The 20,404-nt window shown below is 60.1% G+C and carries 17 protein-coding genes; 13 read left to right on the forward strand and 4 right to left on the reverse strand.

The window, feature by feature from the left end:
• Positions 1 to 118: 118 nt before the first annotated feature.
• Positions 119 to 967 (forward strand): outer membrane beta-barrel protein, encoded by an 849-nt coding sequence (locus IVB54_RS13260; RefSeq protein ID WP_247455219.1) that lies wholly within the window; start codon positions 119 to 121, stop codon positions 965 to 967.
• A 129-nt stretch (positions 968 to 1,096) separates the two neighbouring features.
• On the opposite strand, the gene IVB54_RS13265 is transcribed toward IVB54_RS13260, so the two are convergent.
• Entirely contained in the window at positions 1,097 to 2,290 is a 1,194-nt protein-coding gene (locus tag IVB54_RS13265; RefSeq protein ID WP_247455217.1) for a CoA transferase, read from the reverse strand.
• Between the two features lie 134 nt (positions 2,291 to 2,424).
• Positions 2,425 to 2,739, reverse strand: a complete 315-nt coding sequence (locus IVB54_RS13270) for a hypothetical protein (protein ID WP_247455216.1) — start codon at positions 2,737 to 2,739, stop codon at positions 2,425 to 2,427.
• A gap of 199 nt (positions 2,740 to 2,938) precedes the next feature.
• Between IVB54_RS13270 and IVB54_RS13275 the strand changes: the two genes are divergently transcribed.
• The 9 genes from IVB54_RS13275 to IVB54_RS13315 all read left to right on the forward strand — a co-directional run bounded on the left by IVB54_RS13275 (position 2,939) and on the right by IVB54_RS13315 (position 15,255).
• On the forward strand, positions 2,939 to 5,560 hold the full coding sequence (locus IVB54_RS13275) for a M10 family metallopeptidase C-terminal domain-containing protein (protein ID WP_247777274.1): 2,622 nt from the start codon (positions 2,939 to 2,941) through the stop codon (positions 5,558 to 5,560).
• A 136-nt stretch (positions 5,561 to 5,696) separates the two neighbouring features.
• Positions 5,697 to 6,863 (forward strand): acyltransferase, encoded by a 1,167-nt coding sequence (locus IVB54_RS13280; RefSeq protein WP_247455213.1) that lies wholly within the window; start codon positions 5,697 to 5,699, stop codon positions 6,861 to 6,863.
• 327 nt (positions 6,864 to 7,190) lie between these two features.
• Positions 7,191 to 8,738, forward strand: coding sequence for an oligosaccharide flippase family protein (locus tag IVB54_RS13285; RefSeq protein WP_247455211.1), 1,548 nt, complete (start codon positions 7,191 to 7,193; stop codon positions 8,736 to 8,738).
• Between the two features lie 3 nt (positions 8,739 to 8,741).
• Complete coding sequence (gene asnB / locus IVB54_RS13290) at positions 8,742 to 10,580, forward strand: asparagine synthase (glutamine-hydrolyzing) (RefSeq protein ID WP_247455210.1); 1,839 nt, start codon at positions 8,742 to 8,744, stop codon at positions 10,578 to 10,580.
• A gap of 3 nt (positions 10,581 to 10,583) precedes the next feature.
• A complete protein-coding gene (locus IVB54_RS13295; protein WP_247777276.1) occupies positions 10,584 to 11,672 on the forward strand; it encodes a glycosyltransferase in 1,089 nt (362 codons plus the stop codon).
• Positions 11,673 to 11,712: 40 nt separating this feature from the next.
• Positions 11,713 to 12,318, forward strand: coding sequence for an acyltransferase (locus tag IVB54_RS13300; protein ID WP_247777277.1), 606 nt, complete (start codon positions 11,713 to 11,715; stop codon positions 12,316 to 12,318).
• Between the two features lie 28 nt (positions 12,319 to 12,346).
• Positions 12,347 to 13,159 carry a class I SAM-dependent methyltransferase gene (locus IVB54_RS13305; RefSeq protein ID WP_346658853.1) on the forward strand — a complete coding sequence of 271 codons (813 nt, stop codon included), beginning with the start codon at positions 12,347 to 12,349 and terminating at the stop codon, positions 13,157 to 13,159.
• A gap of 3 nt (positions 13,160 to 13,162) precedes the next feature.
• Entirely contained in the window at positions 13,163 to 14,092 is a 930-nt protein-coding gene (locus tag IVB54_RS13310) for an SDR family oxidoreductase (protein ID WP_247777279.1), read from the forward strand.
• Positions 14,089 to 15,255 (forward strand): glycosyltransferase family 1 protein, encoded by a 1,167-nt coding sequence (locus IVB54_RS13315; RefSeq protein ID WP_247777280.1) that lies wholly within the window; start codon positions 14,089 to 14,091, stop codon positions 15,253 to 15,255. The genes IVB54_RS13310 and IVB54_RS13315 overlap by 4 nt, the downstream gene beginning before the upstream one ends.
• 12 nt (positions 15,256 to 15,267) lie before the next feature.
• Here IVB54_RS13315 and IVB54_RS13320 read toward each other — a convergent pair whose 3' ends face one another.
• Positions 15,268 to 16,545 carry a hypothetical protein gene (locus IVB54_RS13320; RefSeq protein WP_247777281.1) on the reverse strand — a complete coding sequence of 426 codons (1,278 nt, stop codon included), beginning with the start codon at positions 16,543 to 16,545 and terminating at the stop codon, positions 15,268 to 15,270.
• A 244-nt stretch (positions 16,546 to 16,789) separates the two neighbouring features.
• On the opposite strand from IVB54_RS13320, the gene IVB54_RS13325 reads away from it, so the two are divergent.
• From IVB54_RS13325 to IVB54_RS13335, 3 genes are all read left to right on the forward strand, one after another.
• Complete coding sequence (locus IVB54_RS13325; RefSeq protein ID WP_247378132.1) at positions 16,790 to 16,984, forward strand: hypothetical protein; 195 nt, start codon at positions 16,790 to 16,792, stop codon at positions 16,982 to 16,984.
• A complete protein-coding gene (locus tag IVB54_RS13330) occupies positions 16,981 to 17,397 on the forward strand; it encodes a hypothetical protein (RefSeq protein WP_247777282.1) in 417 nt (138 codons plus the stop codon). The genes IVB54_RS13325 and IVB54_RS13330 overlap by 4 nt, the downstream gene beginning before the upstream one ends.
• Before the next feature lie 304 nt (positions 17,398 to 17,701).
• Entirely contained in the window at positions 17,702 to 18,865 is a 1,164-nt protein-coding gene (locus IVB54_RS13335; protein ID WP_247547799.1) for an O-antigen ligase family protein, read from the forward strand.
• Positions 18,866 to 18,921: 56 nt separating this feature from the next.
• On the opposite strand, the gene IVB54_RS13340 is transcribed toward IVB54_RS13335, so the two are convergent.
• Entirely contained in the window at positions 18,922 to 20,229 is a 1,308-nt protein-coding gene (locus IVB54_RS13340) for a hypothetical protein (RefSeq protein ID WP_247547798.1), read from the reverse strand.
• Positions 20,230 to 20,404: the final 175 nt, after the last annotated feature.

Below are 20,404 nucleotides of genomic sequence, written 5' to 3' on the forward strand. Positions count from 1 at the left end.
CACGCCCCGATTGTTTCCGGTTGTTGCTGGCGCGGCACAGCCGTTGGGCGCTCCTCCGCGTATATTTTCATCATCAAATTGGGGCGGAGGAATTGCCACGAAGCGGATTGTGATTGGAATGGCGGCGGCGATGTCGCTGTTCGCGACCGGCGCATTGGCGGCCGATCTGGCCGCAAGGCCCTACGTCAAGGCGCCGGTCATGGTCGATCCGGTCTGGAGCTGGACCGGATTCTACGTCGGCGCCAGTGGCGGCTACAGCTGGGGCCGCTCGCGCACCGACGTCTCCTACTTCAACTCGGCAACCGGTGCTGCGATCGCGCCGCCGGTCGGCTCCATCACCAATGCGTCGTTCGACATGAACGGTGGCATCGCCGGTGGCCAGGCTGGCTACAACTGGCAGAGCGCCAATTGGGTCTACGGTATCGAGGGAGACCTACAATGGTCCGGTGAAAAGGGCAGCGCCGGTTTCAATTGCGCCCCCACCGGACCTGCAGGAGGAGCCTGTCTTCCGGGCCTTACCTTCCTTCCCGCCGGCGCCGCTGCCGGCACCTCGCTGACGATCGACCAACATCTTCAGTGGTTCGGTACGGTCCGCGGCCGCGTCGGCATCTTGGCGACGCCGAAGGTGCTGTTCTACGGCACCGGTGGTCTGGCCTTCGGAGAGATCAAGACCACCGGCACGATGTCCGGCTTCACGCCCGCGGGTGTGGCGGTCGGCTCGGTCGGCTCGAACTCGACGACGCGTGCCGGCTGGACCGCTGGCGTGGGCGTCGAAGGCAAGCTCACCCAGAACTGGAGCGCCAAGCTCGAATATCTCTACATGGACCTCAGACGCTTCGGCTCCGGTCCGTTCACGCTGGCACCGCTCTCCGCGATCAGTACCAACGTCTCGTCGCGCTTCACCGACCACATCCTGCGCGCCGGCATCAACTACCAGTTCGGTGGCCCGGTGGTGGCCCGGTACTAAGAACAACAGAGGCGTCAACAAGAAGCAAAGCCCGGCTCACGCCGGGCTTTGTCGTTTCCGGCCTGGTTATTCGACCCGGGTTGCCTGTTCATTGCTCCGCGAGTCGCCGGCCAACCTCTAACGAGGCACTCACACCACTTTGGCGTCCCTGAGCTTGGCGATCTCGTCCGCGCCGAAGCCGAACTCCTTCAGCACTTCGTCGGTCTGCTCGCCGAATTCCGGCGGCCGCGCCACCATCCTGCTCGGCGTGCGCGACAGCGTCACGGGCTGGCCGACCAGACGGATGTTGCGACCCTCCTCATTCGGCACCTCCTGCGCAATGCCGAGATGCTTGACCTGCTCGTCTTCGAACATCTGGTCGATGGCGTAGATCGGCCCGCAGGGCACGCCGGCCTCGTTGAGTTCACCGACCCAGGTCTCGGTGGACTTCGTCAAGGTACGCTTTTCGATCTCGGCATTGAGCGCGTCGCGGTTCTTGGAGCGGGCCGGCGCGGTCAAATAGTCGGGATGGCTGTAGAGTTCCGGCGCGCCGATCGCCTGCGCGCAGCGCTCCCAGATCCGGCCGCCCGTGGTGGCGATGTTGATGTAGCCGTCCGAGGTCTTGAACACGCCGGTCGGAATGCTGGTCGGGTGGTTGTTGCCGGCCTGCTTTGCCACTTCCTTCTCCATCAGCCAGCGTGCGGCCTGGAAGTCGAGCATGAAGATCTGGGCCTGCAGCAGCGAGGTCTGCACCCACTGACCCTTGCCCGAAACCTCGCGCTCCAGCAGCGCGGTGAGGATGCCGATGGCACAGAACAGACCGGCGGTGAGGTCGGCGACCGGAATGCCGACCCGCATCGGGCCTTCGCCCGGCGCGCCGGTGATCGACATCAGCCCGCCCATGCCTTGCGCGATCTGATCGAAGCCCGGCCGCTTGTGGTAGGGCCCGTCCTGGCCGAAGCCCGAGATGCTGCCGTAGACGAGGCGCGGATTGATCTTGGCGAGGCCCTCATAATCGATGCCGAGCTTCTTCTTCACGTCGGGGCGGAAATTCTCCACCACGACATCGGCCTTGGCGGCGAGGCGCTTGAACACGGCGAGCCCGCGCTCCTCCTTCAGGTTCAGCGTCATCGCCCGCTTGTTGCGATGCAAGTTCTGGAAGTCGGAGCCCCGCCGCGGCCCGCCCGGCTGCTCGCCGCCGGCATCCTCGGTGAGCGCGTCGATCTTGATCACGTTGGCGCCCCAGTCCGCGAGCTGCCGCACGCAGGTGGGCCCGGACCGGACGCGGGTCAGATCGAGCACGGTAAAGCGTGACAGGGCTTCCGAGGCATGCGGAAAGGGCATCTTGATGGGCTCCGGGACAGATTGCGGGCCTACCATAGTGCTGAAAGACCATGCAGCAAGACATCACGCGGCAGGTCAGGGCCGCGCGGATGCCGCCTGTCGAAATCCAATGCCTGCGGGGCGCCCGCGAAGGATCAGCGCGCCAGCTGTTTCAGCTCGGCGCGCGCCTGCTCGGCCAGCGGGTCATCGCCGTGGCGCGCAATGAACAGCTCGAACGCCTCCCGCGTTCCCTTGCGACGGGCGGATTCGTACTCCTCCGCGACCGCAGCCGAGGGGTCGCGGGCCATTGGAACGGAGGGCGCGCCCCCCCCTGTGCCGCCTCGTTTGCTGCTCTCATCCGCATTGGCTTTTCCGACCATGACAGGCAGTCCTCCGAACGAAAGATGGCTCGGCCCGGCGAGCGCCATCAGGGCGCCGAACAGACCGGCGGAGAGGGAACGTGGATTCATGATTTCACTCGCAAGAAGTAGTCGCTGGAACCGACATCCCTTGGTCTGGCCCGTATGACTACGGGACCTGATGGCTAACACGGCCTTATGGAAGGAGTCTGGATCGGTTCGTCAAAATTAAACCAAACGTTTACTCCTCAAGCTAGAATCACCTGTCGCGCCCCGAATCGAACGGGGTTTGCTGCTTCGGAGATTTCCCTTGGCTACCGACGTCAATGTCAGTGCGACCAACAACGCCGAAATCGACGGCCTGCTGTCGGGCTACAAATGGTCCGGCACGATCACCTACAGCTTTCCGGACGCTGCAAGCGACTACGCCAGTTCCTATAGCGGCGGCAGCGGGGAGCCGACGAAGTCGGGCTTTGCCTCGGCGCCGAGTCAGATGCAGACTGCCATCAATTACGCAGTTGGACTGATCCTCGGCTACACCAACGCTAGCATCCAATACGCCGGGACGAACGGCGCCGACATCATGGTCGCGCAGTCACCGGCGGCCAATCCGACATCTTACGCCTATTACCCCGGCAACTATGCAGCCGGCGGTGACGTCTGGTTCGGGACTGGTTACGACTACACCCAGGCGAGGCTCGGCAACTACTTTTTTACGACCGCGCTGCACGAGCTCGGACACGCCTTTGGCCTCAAGCACAGTCAGGAAACCGGGGGCCCCGCCAACGTCGCGGTGCCGAGCGCGCATGACGACAGCGAATACACCGTCATGAGCTATCGCAGCTATGTCGGTGCTTCGACGACGAGCGGCTACACCAACGAAGCCTATGGGTATCCACAGACCTATATGGCCAACGATATTCTCGCGCTGCAGACGATGTACGGCGCGAACTACACCACCCAGGGCGGGACCACCGTCTATACATGGAGCCCGACCACCGGGCAAGAGTTCATCAACGGCGCTGGCCAGCCGGCCGACAATGGCGGTGTCGGTGGCTCGGCCAATCGCATCTTCGAGACGATCTGGGATGGTGGCGGCGTCGATACCTACGACCTGTCAAACTACACGACGAACTTGAGCATCAACCTTAATCCAGGTGCGTCGTCGCTGTTCTCGTCGGTTCAACTCGCCAATCTCGGCAACGGCCATTACGCGTCGGGCAACGTCTACAATGCCTATCTCTACAACAACGACGCGCGTTCCTACATCGACAACGCCATCGGCGGCTCCGGCAACGACACGATCATCGGCAATGCCATCGCCAACGCACTGACCGGCGGTTCCGGTAACGATACGCTGACCGGCGGCGGCGGCAACGACACCATCACCGGCGGGTCGGGCACGGATACGGCGGTGTATTTGGGCGACCGAACCAATTACACGATATCGTACAATTCTGCGACGCAGACCTTCACACTAGTGGATCAGCGCTCCGGCTCGCCCGACGGCACCGATACGGTGGCGGGAGTAGAGATTTTCCAGTTTGCTGATGGCACGGTCTCGAACGGCACGCTGGTAGACCAGCTTACAGTATCGGTGATCGAGTCGTTGGGGTCGACAAGTCTCGTACAGGCGGGCGGCAATTACTATTTCAACCCTATCGCAGGCGGGACCGGGCCGACACTCAAATACAACGGTTCGGTCGTCGTCGTCGGCCAGTACGGTAGCTGGACCTACATCGGGGTGGAAAAGACAGCCAGTGGGTACGAGGTTGCGCTGCATGTGCCTGGCAGCGATCAATATACGGTTTGGAATACCGACTCGAATGGCACTGTCGTTTCTAACGGCACCGGCGGCGTGGTCGTCTCGGGCTCGAGCTCGGTGCTGGAACTGTTGGAACCCAGCTTTTACCAGGATCTGAATGGGGACGGTGTGATTGGGCTTCCACCTTCTGCAACATCTACTGTGATTGAGTCATTTGGATCGACGAGCCTTGTCCAATTGGGCGCCAACTTCTACTTCAATCCTGCATCCGGCGGGACAGGGCCAACGCTTAAATATAGCGGCTCGGTGGTCACTGCGGGCCAATACGGCAATTGGACCTTCATCGGCGCGGAACAGACGGGCAGTGGGTACGAGGTTGCGCTGCATGTGCCTGGCAGCGATCAATATACGGTTTGGAATACCGACTCGAACGGCACTGTCGTTTCTAACGGCACCGGCGGCGTGGTCGTCTCGGGTTCGAGCTCGGTGTTGGAATCGCTCGAACCCAGCTTTCACCAGGATCTGAATGGGGATGGCCTGATTGGGCTTCCACCTTCTGCAACATCTACTGTGATTGAGTCATTTGGATCGACGAGCCTTGTCCAATTGGGCGGCAACTTCTACTTTAATCCTGCATCCGGCGGGACGGGGCCAACGCTTAAATATAGCGGCTCGGTGGTCACTGCGGGCCAATATGGCAACTGGACCTTCATCGGCGCGGAACAGACGGGGAGTGGGTACGAGGTTGCGCTGCATGTGCCTGGCAGCGACCAATATACGGTTTGGAATACCGACTCGAACGGCACTGTCGTTTCTAATGGCACCGGCGGCGTGGTCGTCTCGGGCTCGAGCTCGGTGTTGGAATCACTCGAACCCAGCTTTCACCAGGATCTGAATGGGGACGGCTCGATTGGGGTCCCGACCTCTCCAGCCGGCTCTTCTGGTCACCTCGATGTTTACGCAGCAGTATGGCCGGAAGAGGCGTCAGGGGCCGCCAGCTCCATCTCTGGGGCCAGCGTTTTTGCCAACCTATTGAAAGAAAGTGCGAATAAATTGGCTAGTCCTCATCTGAACATTGTGCCGGAGACGACTGTGCTCGAGCTCGGCGCAGAAGCTTCTCACGACTGGACTATTGCGGCCCAATCGGGCTACCTGATATTTCATTAACCTCTTTGATCTTGTTTATGTTGCGATCGGGATTGCGAACGGGCGACCGCAATTCGAAAACACTTTTTTCGCTCATACGGCCAGTACTTGGGTAGATAAGTCCTTGCCTTTTTACGCGCAGTTAATGGACTATTGGGTGGCCAAGAAGGGTGACATCGAGGTCGATCTTAGGACCTCTCAACTGATGGACTGGCTTCGCGGACTTAGCGCTTTGATTGTTGCGTATGTCCATGGCTTCCAAATATTTGTCCTTCCCTATTTTGGAGCCGGCACACCGAGTCATGTTCTGACTAGCCTGATCGCTACGTACGCGGTTAATACCTTCTTTGTTGTCAGCGGCTTCATGATTTGCATCAGCACGCTACGTCATCGAAATTTGGACGGCTCTTTCCGTTCCGCCGAATTCGCGAAGGCCCGGGTGATAAGAATTTATCCTCCTCTACTTCTCGCGGTTGCCGTCACACTGCTGGTCTACTTCGTGATCTCAGGCCTTGGCCTGCACGGATCAGAGAGCTTTCGCTTGGGCGGCGAACTTCTCCTCGTGAGAGAGCGCATCCAAGTGGAATGGACTGCGCTGCCCAGTACCCTTCTTCTATTATATGGAGCGGTACCATCTGTTCCGCCGCCGATCAACATGGATGGGCCACTATGGACATTGAGCTATGAGTGGTGGTTCTACGTCTCGACTTTCTTGATCGCTCGGCTTTGGAACGGCTTGTCTTTTTCTCGCGTAGTCCCGATAGCGCTTTTGCTCGGGATGCTGATTTACGGGCGGAATAGCCTCTTTCTTTGGTTCTTGCTCATATGGCTCGGCGGATTTTGCCTCGCAATTGCGTATGTAGGTCACTGGCTCCATACGAAGTACTTTTTCCCCGTCGTCGTCGCACTTGCAGGTATCTTGTTGATCGCCCTTTTCGTGATCGGAAACGGACACCTTTGGAGCGATATTCTTCTGCCCTTTGACTCGTCATCGGCTCAGAAAATTATGGTCGTGAATTCAATGCTGGCTACGCTCGTACTGTCGGGCGTCGTCCGCCGCGTATCGATTTCCCGGCACGAATTCGCACGCCCGGCTACCCGGCTGGCCAGTTTTTCCTATACCCTTTACGTGATCCACTATCCCCTCTTCCTTCTGGCCTTCAGTCTCTTGCATCTGCTTCTCCACAACTTCAATTGGATGGTGTCGTTGAGTACGGCGACACTCGTCCTCATCTTGATAACTTACACGTCTTCTCGCGCAGCCAAGGTTGTGGAAGACAGGAAGCTTCTTAGGCACATGGCATCTCGTTTGCTTAGCAATTGAGCCTTGGGCCGGTCACGGATGACTTTGCTGGTCGTCGATATACGCTACCCCGACGCGTCGGCTTGAAGTCATCACGGAACGGGCTGTCGCCTTGACGCAAATGCCGCGGATGCCAAGGATCTGGGCGGAGCGGCGACTGCCTTACCGGTCTCAGGTGCTGGCGAACTGGCCAGTGCGCCGGGCAAAGCAGCACCCGATGGCATTGCCTAAGCTGTCCAACCATCTTAAGACGCGCGTTCCGGCCTAATCCCGCAGCCGGGGAACCGCTGCTTTCTTGTCTGGATTCGATAGCCGATCGGGCATGGCATTTGAAATGGTTGAAATGGCGTGAGAAAAGGTTCGTCTGATCTGCTCGGAAACTCGGCTTGGAACGCAGCGGCGTTTGTCGTGGCAGTTGGCCTGAATCTAGCCGTCCTGCCGTTTGCGCTCTTTCGCCTCGGGCCGGGTTCGTTTGGTGTTGCGGGGCTCGTCACAGCTTCGATCGCGCCGGCCCTCGTGTTCAGCAGTTCCCTGGCGTTGTCGACGGCGCGGGAGCTGGCGCGTCGACTGGCGCCCTGCGATCGTGAAGACGCTCAGCGATTGTTTGCAACTGCCGTGGCGCTAGCGCTCAGCGTGGGCGGCGCAATCGCGGTTTTCTTCTGCCTAGCCGGCGCGCCGCTCGCGCGTCTCGCTTTCCGTCTCAGCGGGGCGGTCGCAGATGATCTCGGGCTTGCCTTTATGTTGGCGGGCTGTGGCTGGCTGTGCCAGTGCGTGTCTGCTGTATTACTCACCTTGTTCACAGCGCGCCAGGATTACAAGCGGATCGCCTCCATCAGCATCGTCAGCACGGTCTGCGCAACCGCGGCCATGCTGATCCTGATCCCATCCGCGCCGCGGGCCTCTACGTTTCTCGGCTGTCAAGCTTTTGGTTTTGCGGTCAGCCTGTTCGTGACCTTTTGGTGGTCGCGCCACGCTCTGGGAGAGTGGCTGGCACGGCCGGCGTTCCATCGTGACGCCTTGCGCAGGCTGGTGCGTCCGGGCGGCTGGCAGTTGGTCGCACAGGGCGGTGCGCTGTTCGCAACGCAGGCCGACCGGTATCTCATCGGTGCATTGCTGCAGCCGCAATTCGTCGGCTTCTATACTGTTGCACAGCGGTTAGAGGAGGCGATGTACATTGGGATTCTGAAGATCGGCGAAACCCTGTTTCCGTTCTTCAGCTCACTGCACCAGGAGACGGAAGACCGCAAGGTCGATCTGCTGCTTCGCTCGTCATGGATCCTCAACTTGCTCGCTGCCAGCGCGCTGGGTGGACTAATTCCGGTGGCTGGGCCACTGCTTCATCTCTGGACCGGTGCCGAGGTCGCGGCCGAGGCTCAACAAGTGCTGGTGGTGCTGTCCGTCGCGGGGATCTTGGGATCGAGCGCAAACGTATTCGCGTTCTACCTGCTCGCGCAGGGACGATCCCGCGACACGGCGTTGATCTCTCTTGTCACTGGTATGTTCACGCTTGCCACCAGCACAATCGCGTTGCAGATCTTCGGGTGGCGGGCGGCTGGCTGGAGCGCCTGCGTTGGAATGATCGCGCAGATGGCCGTGACCGTCTTCCTGCTCAGGCGCAGTTCGAGCCTCGCCGGCATGGGGGCGCGCGTGTTTCATTTCGTGTTGATGCCGCTCGGCGTCGGGATCGCGACGGCGCTGCTGCTGCGCTATGGCCTCGACAGCACCAACCTCGATCTTGCTGCGGCTTGGTGGTCCGTCGGAGCCGCTGCGTTACTTTCGGCCGGGGCTATCCTTGTCGTTGCGGTTGTCGCGTCGCAGCTCGGTCCCTATCGCGCCCTCTGCCGACGGGATCTCCGCGCCATTGTCACCCGCTTCGCGCCGTTTGGGGCAGTGTAGTCCATGTGCGGAATTGCCGGCATCCTGAACCTCCGAGGCAGCGCCCTCGTACCTGGCGATATCGAAGGCGTGACTCGCCGGCTCGCGCATCGCGGTCCGTTTGGCGAGGGGACCTGGTTCAGCGCGGACCGAAGCCTCGCATTCGGGCACCGTCGCCTGGCGATCATCGATCCCGGCCAGGGCGGCTATCAGCCCATGCTGTCTGCGGACGGCCGCCATGTGATCGTGTTCAATGGCGAGATCTACAACTTCCTCGAGCTTCGCCGCGAGCTCGAGGCGCAAGGCGCGGTGTTCCGCAGCCAATCCGATACCGAAGTGATCCTGGCCGCCTGGCAGGCGTGGCGGGAAGACATGCTGCTCCGCTTCAACGGCATGTGGGCCTTGGCGATCTTCGACACCAGCACCCGCGAACTGTTTCTTGCGCGCGACCGCTTCGGCATCAAGCCGCTGCTCTATGCCGCGTCGCCGGAACGATTCATCTTCGCCTCCGAGCAGCGGGCGCTGGTGCGGAGCGGACTGATCGATGCTTCCGTCGACGTGGAGGTTGCACGCCGGCTGCTGCTCGATGCTTTCGGGATCGAAGGAAGCGAGCGGACCCTGTTTCGCCAGGTTCGCCGCCTGCAGGCCGGCCACTGCATGTGGCTTCGCCAGGGCAAGGTCAGTGTCAAGCGTTGGTGGCGGACCGTGGATCATCTGCCGCCCGTGCCTGCCACCGAAGCCGAGCGTGTCGCGCGCTTTCGCGAGTTGTTCCAGGATGCCGTGGCCCTGCGCATGCGCAGCGATGTGCCGATCGGAACATGCCTGTCCGGCGGTTTCGATTCATCGGCGGTGATTTGCGCCATGGCGGCGCATGAGAAAGAAGGCATGGGACCGCGCGACAGCACGGCATGGCGTCACGCCTTTGTTGCGACGTTTCCCGGCGCCTTGAACGACGAGAGGCCGATGGCTGAGGAGGCCGCCGTCTGGGCCAATGTCGCGCCTACTTTTCTTGAAATCGGACAGGCCAATGCGCTGACGGATATCGATCAGATTCTCGACGATCTCGACGACGTCTATATCGCGTTGCCTAGCGCCGTATGGTTGCTCTATCGGCAATTGACGCGAAACAGCGTAACGGTGTCACTCGACGGTCACGGGGCGGACGAGCTGATGGGCGCCTATTTGCAGGAAGGGCAAGCGCGCGCATTCCGAATACGGAACGCGGCTGAAGACCTCGCTTCGCGTTCGAAACGGGCCCGACGCTGCGTGGATGTCCTGCGCGCGTTGGCCCTCAAGCGGAAGGGCATGTATTTTCTGCGCGGCGGCCTCCGCGATCTTCCCGCCCGGCTCCCACTGACAGCGGAGGACGATGTGCTGCCGCGTGAATGGGGTGGCTTGAACAAGCGCCTCTATCGGATGTTTCACAGCACGGTGCTGCCCACCATCCTGCGCAACTTCGACCGCCTTTCGATGGCGCACGGCGTCGAAGTCCGCATGCCCTTCATGGACTGGCGCCTGGTGACCTATACGATGGCGCTTCCTGAAAGCAGCAAATCGTCAGACGGCTATACCAAGGCTGTTGCACGGCGGGCGATGGCCAATTTGATGCCGGAATCCATTCGCACCGCGCGCCGCAAGGTCGGCTTCAACTCGCCGATGCCGGAATGGTTGAACGGACCGCTGGCCGGCTGGACGGCCGACCTGCTGGACAAGAATGTGCCGGCGTTTGTGGAAATGGTGGATGAAGCGAGTCTGCGCGCGGCGGTCAGCCGTTTGACGGCGTCGAAGTCCTGGGATTGGGAGTCCACCGGGCGGATCTGGCCGTATCTGAACATGAAATGGATGTTGGCGAGGTACGCGTAAACGATGCGTCTGTTCCAGAATAGCGCCCTATATCCGTCCTATCTGCCGCGGTTGAACCAGCTCGCGGCCAGCACGCAAACCTTCGCGGAGCGGCGGCGCGTATTTCTGGACGACCGTTTCGGCGCACTTCACCTTCTGAAACCCGTGCTCGACGGTGACGCGGATGCCTTTCTGACCTGTGCTAACGATAGCCGTCTACAACGCCGCTGGGCACGCGAACATGGCGTTCGCCTGGGAGCTGCGCCGGAAGACATCTTCCTTGCACAAATCGAGCACCACAGAACCGAAGTGCTCTACAATCTGGATCCGGTCGCATATCCAAGTTCCTTCGTTCGCAGGCTGCCAGGCTGCGTGAGGAAAGCACTATGTTGGCGCGCGGCACCGTCGGGAAACGCAGACCTGACCGCCTATGGAGCGGTGCTTGGAAATTTCTCGTCAATTCTGCAGTCGTGGCGCAACAACGGGTGCCGGGCGGAATGGTTTTCTCCCGCGATTGATCCTGCAATGAGCGAGTACGTGCAGGAGGAGCGCCCCATTGACGTTCTGTTTGTAGGCGGCTACTCGCGGCATCATTCGGCGCGTGCAAGAACGCTCGAGAAGGTTGCTGCCCTCGCCGGAAGCCGCAACATCGTCTATTGTCTCGATGCGTCGCGGCTGACAAGGCTCGCGGAGAGCTCGATCGGCTACTTCCTGCCGCTCCAGAAACATCGACGCCCGAGGACAGTTGCGGGGATCGCCAAACCCCCGGTGTTTGGGAGAGAGCTCTACGAGTTGATCGGACGATCCAAGATCGTCCTCAATGGCGCGATTGACATGGCCGGCCAGGATCGCGGCAACATGCGCTGCTTCGAGGCTATGGGATGCCGCGCACTGCTCGTTTCCGACGCCGGTAGCTATCCGGCCGGTATGGAGGAGGGCGTGACCCTCGAGACTTACGGTACCCCGGAACAGGCCGTCGAGGTCATTTCACGCCGTCTGCAAGACTGGCCCAGATCGGCGGAGATCGCTGCGCGTGGTCGGGCTCGCATCCGTGAGATCTACAGCAAGGACGTGCAATGGAAGCAGTTCGGCGACCTCGTCGGGCGGATTTAACCGTGCTAGCGTCCAGGACGACGCGATTTCAGTTGATTGCATGAACCTCAACTTCCTGATCCAGCGGCTCACCGGCCGCAATACCGACTACCTGATCCAGCGCATGATTGGCCGGGCGACTTGCCGTCTCAATGACGGGGCAGCGCTCGGAGCCGGCGCGAGGATCAGGAACATCCGCGGCGACTCCGACAGGATCGTCGTCGGCCCACAGAGCCGGATCCTGGGCGAACTCATGACCTTCGCCCATGGCGGCGAGATCAAGATCGGCGAATGGTGCTATGTCGGGGAGGGGACGCGGATTTGGTCGGCGGGCTCTATCGAGATCGGAGACCGGGTCCTGATCTCCCATTCGGCAAATGTCTTCGACAGTCTGACCCATCCTATAGGGGCGGCCGCCCGGCACGCGCAGGTCCGGCAGATATTCACAAGCGGTCATCCCCGCGAACTCTCGCTTGACGAAAGCCCGGTCCGAATCCGCGATGATGCCTGGATTGGCGCGGGAGCCATGGTGCTACGGGGCGTGACGGTCGGGCAGGGGGCCGTGGTGGCGGCCGGCGCGGTCGTAACCAAGGACGTACCGGCCTACTCAATCGTGGCGGGAAATCCAGCGGTGCTGGTCAGGGAGCTCCGGTCCGATGAGCGGTGACGGCAAGTTCACGACGTGGGAGGATGCCGTGGTCTGGCTGCGCAATCAGCCGGATCAGGGTCAGCTCGTGCGCGACGCCTTCTACGATGATCCGCTAACCGCGGCCGCCGAGCGCTATTTTCAGAGCTCCGAATGGCAAGCGGTTACGGCGCTCTTGGCCGGGCGCTCCGGCTCGGCACTCGATGTAGGCGCTGGTCGCGGCATTGCCAGCTACGCGCTGGCCCGCAGCGGATTCGAGGTGACGGCACTCGAGCCCGATGGCAGCGCTATCGTTGGAGCTGCGGCAATCCGGGCTCTTGCGGCGAGCACGCAGCTGCCCATCCAAGTGGTCGAGGAGTTTTCCGAGCGCCTGCCGTTCGCCGACAACACTTTCGATCACGTCTTCGCGCGCGCGGTGCTCCATCATACGCGCGACCTTGATGGTGCCTGCCGCGAGATGTTTCGCGTGCTTCGCCCTGGCGGTATGCTGATCGCGGCGCGTGAGCACGTGATCAGCAAGGAAGGCGATCTTCAGGCATTCCTGGATCAGCACCCGCTGCATCACCTCTACGGGGGCGAGCATGCTTACTTGCTCGACCGTTATACCGGCGCGCTGAAGTCGGCCGGCTTCGCCACTGTCGAGACACTGGCTCCGCTGCAGAGCGCGATCAATCTGTTCCCCTATACCATGCCGACGCTGCGATACGCGGTCGTTGAAGAACTGACGCGGAAGATTCCCGTCGGTCCGCTGTGGCGGGCCGCCTTTGCTTCGCAGCATGTCTTCGCGTCCCTGCTCTCGTTTGCCGAGCGTTTTGACCACCGGCCCGGCCGGCTCTATTCGTTCGTCTGTCACAAGGTCTAGGACATGTCCAATTGGGTTACCGGTGCGAACGGATTTATCGGACGTCATCTCGTTCGTGAGTTGGCGGGCGCCGGGCATGCGGTCCATGGCGTCGGTCACGGTGCGCTCGATCCGGCCCAGGTCCGGGCACTCGGTTTGCAGACGTGGATCAACGGCGAAGTTGACGCGGCCAATCTGAACGCGCTCGCAGCCTTGCACGGGCTGCCGTCGCAAGTCTTCCATCTGGCTGGCGGATCGTCGGTCGGGCTGTCGATCGCGCGCCCGTTCGAGGATTTTTCGCGGACCGTGACGAGCACGGCGCGGCTGCTCGAATGGCTTCGCAGTTTTGCGCCGAATTGCTTGCTGGTGGTCGCCTCGAGTGCTGCGGTCTATGGGATCGGTCAGGCGGGGCCGATACCGGAGGACGCGCCGCTGACGCCAATGTCACCGTATGGCGAGCACAAGCTAATGATGGAGCAGATGTGCAGAAGCTACGCGCGGAGCTACGGGCTCGGCTGCGTCATTGTGCGGCTGTTCTCGGTCTATGGACCGAATCTTCGGAAGCAGTTGCTTTGGGACATTTGTTCGCGGCTCAAGGATGGCGAACCCGCGCTGACCCTCGGAGGAACGGGGGCCGAAATCCGGGATTGGACCGATGTGCGCGACGTCGCCCGATTGCTGGCGCGGGCAGGGGAGTTTTCGCAGCAACGGGCCGTGCACATTATCAACGGCGGCTCCGGCCTGGGCACGAGCGTGGCTGCGATTGCCGCCAGCCTTGTGAGGCATTGGGGAGGCAGCACTTCGGTCGATTACAGCGGCGTTGCGCGCCCGGGCGATCCGACCAGCCTACTTGCGAACCCGGGGCGTCTGCACGAGATTGGTTTCGACTGGCGTATTCCACTCGATCACGGCCTGGCCGACTACGTCTCCTGGTTCAGGGAGCAGGCGAGATGACGGGGCATGGGCCGCTGCGGGTAGCCTTCACTCATATCTCCCGAGCGCAATGGGCAGGGGGCTATAACTATCAGGCCAATCTGTTCGCCGCATTGAACCGGTATTGTCCTGGTGAAGTCGCTCCCGTTCTGTTTGCAGGCACCTGCGCAGAGCGCGAGGAAGTGGAGACGCTCGCCGATATACCGAACGTTCAGGTTGTGAGGTCGGCGGCTTTCGATGGCCGGCTGGGCCTGCTCGCAGCGCTCACAATCGGTATCGATCGGAACGCCGCCGACGAATTCAGCAGGCATGGGATCGATGTCGTTTTCGAATCTGCCCGCTTCTTTGGCTGGCGCCTGTCCCTCCCGGCGGTGGCCTGGTTTCCGGATCTGCAGCACCGCAAGCTGCCCGAGCTCTTTTCCGCCGCCGCGCGATGGCGTCGCGAAATTGGCTTCCGCATGCAAATCGGATCGGGCCGAACCATCATGCTATCCAGCAAGAGCGCGCTGGGCGACTTTAGGGAGTATTACGCCGGAGCTGCCAACGAGATTGCCCTGGTGCGCTTTGCGTCACAGCCGCCGCTCCCCCTTCTGCGCACCAATCCGATCGACGTCATCGCGCAGTATCAGTTACCTTCCAAATATTTCTACCTGCCCAACCAGTTCTATCGACATAAGAACCACCAGATCGTCGTCGATGCGCTGGCGATCCTGGCGGAAGCGGGACCGCGTGTTGTCGTATGCGCGTCTGGCAGCATCAAAGATTCGCGCGAGCCGGGCTATTTCGATCGAGTCATGGCGCAGGTGCGAAGCCGCGGCCTTGAAGCGCAGTTTCGTCACCTCGGGACGATCCCGCTGCGGCATGTGTTTGCTTTGTTGCGGGCTTCTGTCGCTCTGATCAATCCATCACGATTCGAAGGCTGGAGCACGACCGTCGAAGAGGCCAAGTCGTTCGGCGTCCCGATGATATTATCCGATCTCGACGTACACCGAGAGCAAGCCGAAGGTGCAGCGCTCTTCTTCGGCACAGAGGACCCTGCCGTCCTTGCACACCACCTCATGCGTGTTTCGCAGGAGAGTAATGAGTTTGTTGTTCGCGATCTGATCCCGCAGCACGAGGTCCGCGTCGCCGCCTTTGCGTCTGACTTTGCGGGTATGATCCGTCGGGCCGTCGACCGCGGATGAGGACGCGCCGTTTCAGCCCTTCCTCTCGGCGGCGTCGCGCGGCATCACATACCACAGGAGAAACAAGACCGCGGCGCCATATGTCAGCATCGCCGTTGTGAAGGGAACGTTCAGCAGCATCTGCGGCAATAGCGCTCCGGATATGAGAATGGTGCGTTGGGCGACGCCGACGGCCATGCCGTTCGCAATGGCGATGACGACGCCGCAGACAAAAGCCGGAATCGGAGCGAGCAACGGGCCGACCGATGCGACGCCTTCGGTGGCGAACAGGGACGCGTTCATGTTGCCGCCGATGCCGAAGAATTTGTAGATGACGACCGCGAGCTGGTCCTCATATCCGCAGGGCACCAGCGGCTTCAGAAAGTTGATCTGGCAGAAATAGGTCACAGCGTGGGCGAAGAAGAATTCGTTGTAGTAATCCATCGCAAGCGACGGGACTGCCATCATGCGGAGGTTCACGAGCTGGAAAAAGGGCCTCGCAAACCGCTCCGGAAACAGGCCGTACTTGAACAGGGCAAACAGGATTAGCCCTGTCGCGGCCGGCACCAGCACCGACAGGACGACGGTGAGCCGCAGGTCCAGATACCTCGTCATCGCCAGCATCAGGAGGAGCCAAGTCGGCGCGAAGAAGGCCTGTTTGCTTAATGTGACGGGATAGAACAACAACAGTAGGACGAGGACGGCGCCCGCCCGCCAAAAATTTCCGCGAAGCGCGTAGCAGGCGAAGCCAAAAGGCAGCAGGGAAGTCGACGTGATGCCGACCAGGTAGTTCACGAATGTCGGCGCGCTCAGTTTGTCGCGATAGGTGTAGATCTCCTCGAGCGAGACCAGGCGAAAGTTGTAGCAGGCGCCGATCGCCACGACGGCGGCGCCGAACGGCAGGATCAGGGCCAGAAGCCGCTCGAAGGCCTGCGGCGACAGCGTCAACAACCGCGGCACTGTCGGTTGATAGAGCGCGGGCAGCAGGAAGGCGGCTGCGGCAGTCGCGGCTGACAGACCACTCAGGCGATGGTTGTAGCCGAACTGGGAAAAGCTGTTCAGCCAGAGATAGCCGCCGATCATGAGGAAAAGGTAGTAGCCAGCGAAATAGCCAAAGCTGAAATGGGCGCGCGCGAACATGACTGCCAGAATCGCGAACGCAGCTATCGCGGCGACCGCGGTGGGCAGCATTTCCTTGCGGAAGAAAACATGGTACTCGGGATAGTCAAGCGCTACGCAGACCAGCGAGATGCATCCGACGGCGAGATGACAGAGGATCAGCGCGGTCGCGACGCGATTTTCGTCGCGCAAGCGGATCCCGCCCTCAGCCTCGTGCTCCGTGTTATCGACAGGAAGACCCATTGGACGGCTGGCATATCTCATTCACGTTAGGGACACAACGTCGTGGGGCTCGCTTCGGTACAGCCCTCGACGGGCGAGCCAGTCAGACGAGATATAACCTGTCAAGCGCCATTGAAATTACACGTAGGGCGCATAGTATGAAACGCTTCTAACGAGAGTTGCCTTAGCTGTGTGAGCAATGGTGTGGCTGTTAATGTCTGAACGGGTCGATCCCCGCATAGAACCGGAGACGAGGCGGATCGCATCGGAAATGGGAATTCCGACGCTGACCGATGTCGAGTGGGATATCTTCTTCGGCCGTAGCGCCGGAACGCTATCGCTGCAGGCCTCAAACAAAATGATTGCCGCGTATACTGCCGCGGAATCCCTCGCGCGGGATAAAAAATGATGCGCGTCTTCTTTGTCGTTCTCGCTCTGCTGGTGCTTTACTTTCCTATCGCTCTCGTTCTGAACAAGAGCTCGCAGCCGGACCCTACGCTATTGTCCGGACCCTTTATCCGGTTCGCAGACTCGAACGCTTTTATCTCATATCCGGTAATACCTGGCGCTACCCCGGACGATGAGGATCATCCAGAACAGTCGACTTTGTCATTGTTTGAGGATGGAAGGCAGTTGGGGCCGGCTCATAGCGTACATCGCGATGTGACTGTCGAAGGTCGGGGACGCTATTCATTCTGGCGTGACAATGGGACGATGTTGATCTTCTCGACCAGCGACAATAGCGATCCCAATACCAACGGGCGAACGTACCGCGCGTCCGATCCCGGCGCACGCGATCCGTTTGAGGCCCAGCGTCGGTAGGCGGAGCTGAATTCCCGGGGCTATTTCAAGGGAGTTGATCCTCGGAATCACTTTCGAACATCGCTCACGGCATCGGATAAAAACCAGGATCGTGAAGCTCGCTCCAGTATCGTCGCAAGCGGGACGCGACAACGCTGGTAAGAATTGGTGAAGGCGCACGGGTCCGCTCGTTCCTACCCTTAGGGCGCAAGCGCATGCCGGCTAACGGTTGTGGTGTGTTCAATTGACGTTGCGGCAATCCGTTGGTTGTGGCAATCTTGCCCGTAAGGAGGAATAATCGTTGAACGTCAGTAGGTTAAGGCCAGTGCTGATTGGCGTGATGCTGTCCGCTGGTCCTATTGCGGTCCTTGCCCATGGCATCCTTGGCGCAGGATCTGTTGCCACCGGGTTCTTGCTGGCCCTCCCAATCGCTTTCCTCATTGTCCTCGGCGACTGGCGCTCCCTCCGTCTGAACGTTTGCGACGCCTTGTATGCGGTTTTCGTGTGCTGTGTAGCCGTATCGCTGCTGGTGGTCGGATACGCTGACCGGAAAGAGGTTGTTCTCTTGACTCTCAGTGTTGCTGCCTATCCCGCCGGACGTCTTTCAGGCTCCGACATACTCAGCCGCGGAGCGCTTTCTGTAGTCATTCCAGTCCTCATTGCCGGCACTTTCGCGACGGCGATCGCTTTAGTCGCACAGTGGTCTGCCCCCCATGGAAAGCCGCTCGTTTTCGGCCAATTTGATGCGGCTCCGGCTCAGTTCACTATGCTGCTCGCCACCCTAATTTTGATGGCTGCGACTTCAGACAGGATCAGCCTTCGGCAAATGATGCTCTTTGGAGCTGCTGCGGCGGTTCCTGCCGTCATTTTCGCCGCTTCCATGGTGCGATTTGTCTTCGTCGCCCTCGTCGCGTCCCTGGCGGTCGCAGTGCTACTAAATCCATCGACTGGGAACCGAAAGATCATTCTCTCTGTGTTGTTCGTTGGCGTTCTTGTCATTGCAATTGGCCTGGCAACGCGCTGGCAGACAACGTCTGCATTCCTTTCTCACGCGATAGCCAGCGCTGGCAATAACGTTTCATGTCAAGAAATCGATACGGATAACTCAATTGCCATCCGAAAACAGCTGTACGCTGATGCCATCACCATCTTTCCCAATTCTGGTCCCCTCGGCATCGGTATGGGCAAGTTTGCGCAACGCGGCTGCCTCAAAGGCTATGAAATTCACAATACGTTTCTACAAGTCGCGATTGAATTTGGATGGCTGACGGGAATTGTCTTTGCTGCCCTGATCATACTCTCAATTGGCGCCTCAACAATTTCTATGGCTTTCATCTCACAGGAGTTTCGCTTCGTTACCTGTTACATAATATTCAACATCTTGCTGAGCTTTACATATGGCCGGGTGAGTCGAGAGGTGATCCTGTTCTTCTTTGTCGGATATGCTGTCAGGCTTCGCGAGTCTCGCTTTGAAATCGCGAAGGAATGATGACTTTCGAAGCCGTTCTGATGAGGGCGCGTTTCGACCGCCCGAATTCCTGAGGGCTATTGGCATAGGTCTTTGGAATCAGGTTCGAACATCTTTCGCGGCATCAAGTACCAAAGCAGGATCATGAAGCCCGCTCCCTGAGAGAGGAGTGTCGTTGTAAACGGGATGTTCAAGAAGGCCTGGGCGAGAACTCCGCTTGAGAGCAGGATAAAGCGGTCCGGCAATCCGGCCGCCAGGCGATTGCCGATTGCGATGAAGAGGCCGCACGCTAATGCCGTGAGAGGTGCGAACGTCGGGCCCACCGAAGCAATGCCCTCCGTAGCGAATAAGGATGCGTTGAAATAGCCGCCGAAGCCGAAGAATTTGTTCATCACCGTGCCTAACGCTTCCTGGTAGGGGCAGCCGATCAGCGCGCTCAGCAGACGGATTTGACAAAAGTTGGTGAGTTCGTGCGTCGCAAAGAAGAAGTTATAGTAATCCATGGCCAAGGACGGGATCGCCGCCATCCGGAAATTGACCAACCCGAAGTACGCACTCGGCGCATCCAAGGCCTGCAGTCCTCTATCGCCAAGCGCGAAGAACAGCACGCCGACGGAGATTGGCACCAGGAGCGACAGGATGACCGTCGCTCTTGACTCGATGAGCCTGGATGCGATTGTGAGGACAACGAGCCAAATGGGCCCGAACAAGGTCATTTTGGTGAGCGTGATCGGATAGAGCAGCAGCATGAGGACTATGACGAGTCCTGCGCGCCAGAAGCTGCCGCGCAAGGCGAAGCAGGCATAAGCGAACGGCAGCAGCGCGGTCCCGACAATCCCCATCGCATAGTTGAGGGCCGTCGGGAACGCCAGCGCTCCACGGAACTGATAGATGTTTCCAATCTCGACGAATTTGAAGTTGTAACTTACGCCGGCGGCGATCGTTGCGATCGCAGCCACGAGAATTGCAGTGAGGAGTCGATCGACGCTGCGGATCGATAATGCGCACATCTGCCGGAGAGGAGCACAGATGAACAGGGCCGGCAGCAGGAAAGATGCAGCCGAGGCGGCCGCGGATGCGCCGGTCAAGGCGTGATTGTAGGGAAGCGGCGAAAACGAGTTGAGCCAGAGATAGCCCAGGACCATAACGTAGAGGTAGAATCCGATCAGATAGCCGAAGCTGAAGCGCGCGATGGCAAAGAGCCACGAGAGGCTGGCGAAGGCGAGAGTGGCCAAGGCTGCCCTAAACAGCCATATAGGGTGATTAGTAATATGAAATGCTGGATAGCGGGCGGCGACGCAGAAAAGGGATATGCAGCAGATAGTGCTGCAAGCATACAATAGAATAGCGCGCTGCCAGACACCTAGCTCGTAGGGGATGATCATGCGTCGTTACGGGCTAGGAATTTGTGACCCAGTGTGCTCGCTAACGCAATTTCCACGTGTGTTCAAGTTCTTTCATGAAAGCGGAAGTCCGCCGGCTCATCTTCCCCCTTCGGCAAACTGTAATTTACAGGGACTTCATTTGGTGTAGAAGTGTCCGCCGTCTTGATCTGGTCGG

This window comes from Bradyrhizobium sp. CW1, from assembly GCF_023100665.1.
Lineage (GTDB): Bacteria > Pseudomonadota > Alphaproteobacteria > Rhizobiales > Xanthobacteraceae > Bradyrhizobium > Bradyrhizobium canariense_D.

Excerpts from the sequence above, each read along its gene's own strand:
- IVB54_RS13260 (WP_247455219.1), top strand. The coding sequence starts at position 119 with ATGGCGGCGGCGATGTCGCTGTTCGCGACCGGCGCATTGGCGGCCGAT.
- IVB54_RS13265 (WP_247455217.1), bottom strand. The coding sequence starts at position 2,290 with ATGCCCTTTCCGCATGCCTCGGAAGCCCTGTCACGCTTTACCGTGCTC.
- IVB54_RS13270 (WP_247455216.1), bottom strand. The coding sequence starts at position 2,739 with ATGAATCCACGTTCCCTCTCCGCCGGTCTGTTCGGCGCCCTGATGGCG.
- asnB (WP_247455210.1), top strand. The coding sequence starts at position 8,742 with ATGTGCGGAATTGCCGGCATCCTGAACCTCCGAGGCAGCGCCCTCGTA.
- IVB54_RS13295 (WP_247777276.1), top strand. The coding sequence starts at position 10,584 with ATGCGTCTGTTCCAGAATAGCGCCCTATATCCGTCCTATCTGCCGCGG.
- IVB54_RS13300 (WP_247777277.1), top strand. The coding sequence starts at position 11,713 with ATGAACCTCAACTTCCTGATCCAGCGGCTCACCGGCCGCAATACCGAC.
- IVB54_RS13310 (WP_247777279.1), top strand. The coding sequence starts at position 13,163 with ATGTCCAATTGGGTTACCGGTGCGAACGGATTTATCGGACGTCATCTC.
- IVB54_RS13315 (WP_247777280.1), top strand. The coding sequence starts at position 14,089 with ATGACGGGGCATGGGCCGCTGCGGGTAGCCTTCACTCATATCTCCCGA.
- IVB54_RS13325 (WP_247378132.1), top strand. The coding sequence starts at position 16,790 with ATGTCTGAACGGGTCGATCCCCGCATAGAACCGGAGACGAGGCGGATC.
- IVB54_RS13330 (WP_247777282.1), top strand. The coding sequence starts at position 16,981 with ATGATGCGCGTCTTCTTTGTCGTTCTCGCTCTGCTGGTGCTTTACTTT.
- IVB54_RS13340 (WP_247547798.1), bottom strand. The coding sequence starts at position 20,229 with ATGATCATCCCCTACGAGCTAGGTGTCTGGCAGCGCGCTATTCTATTG.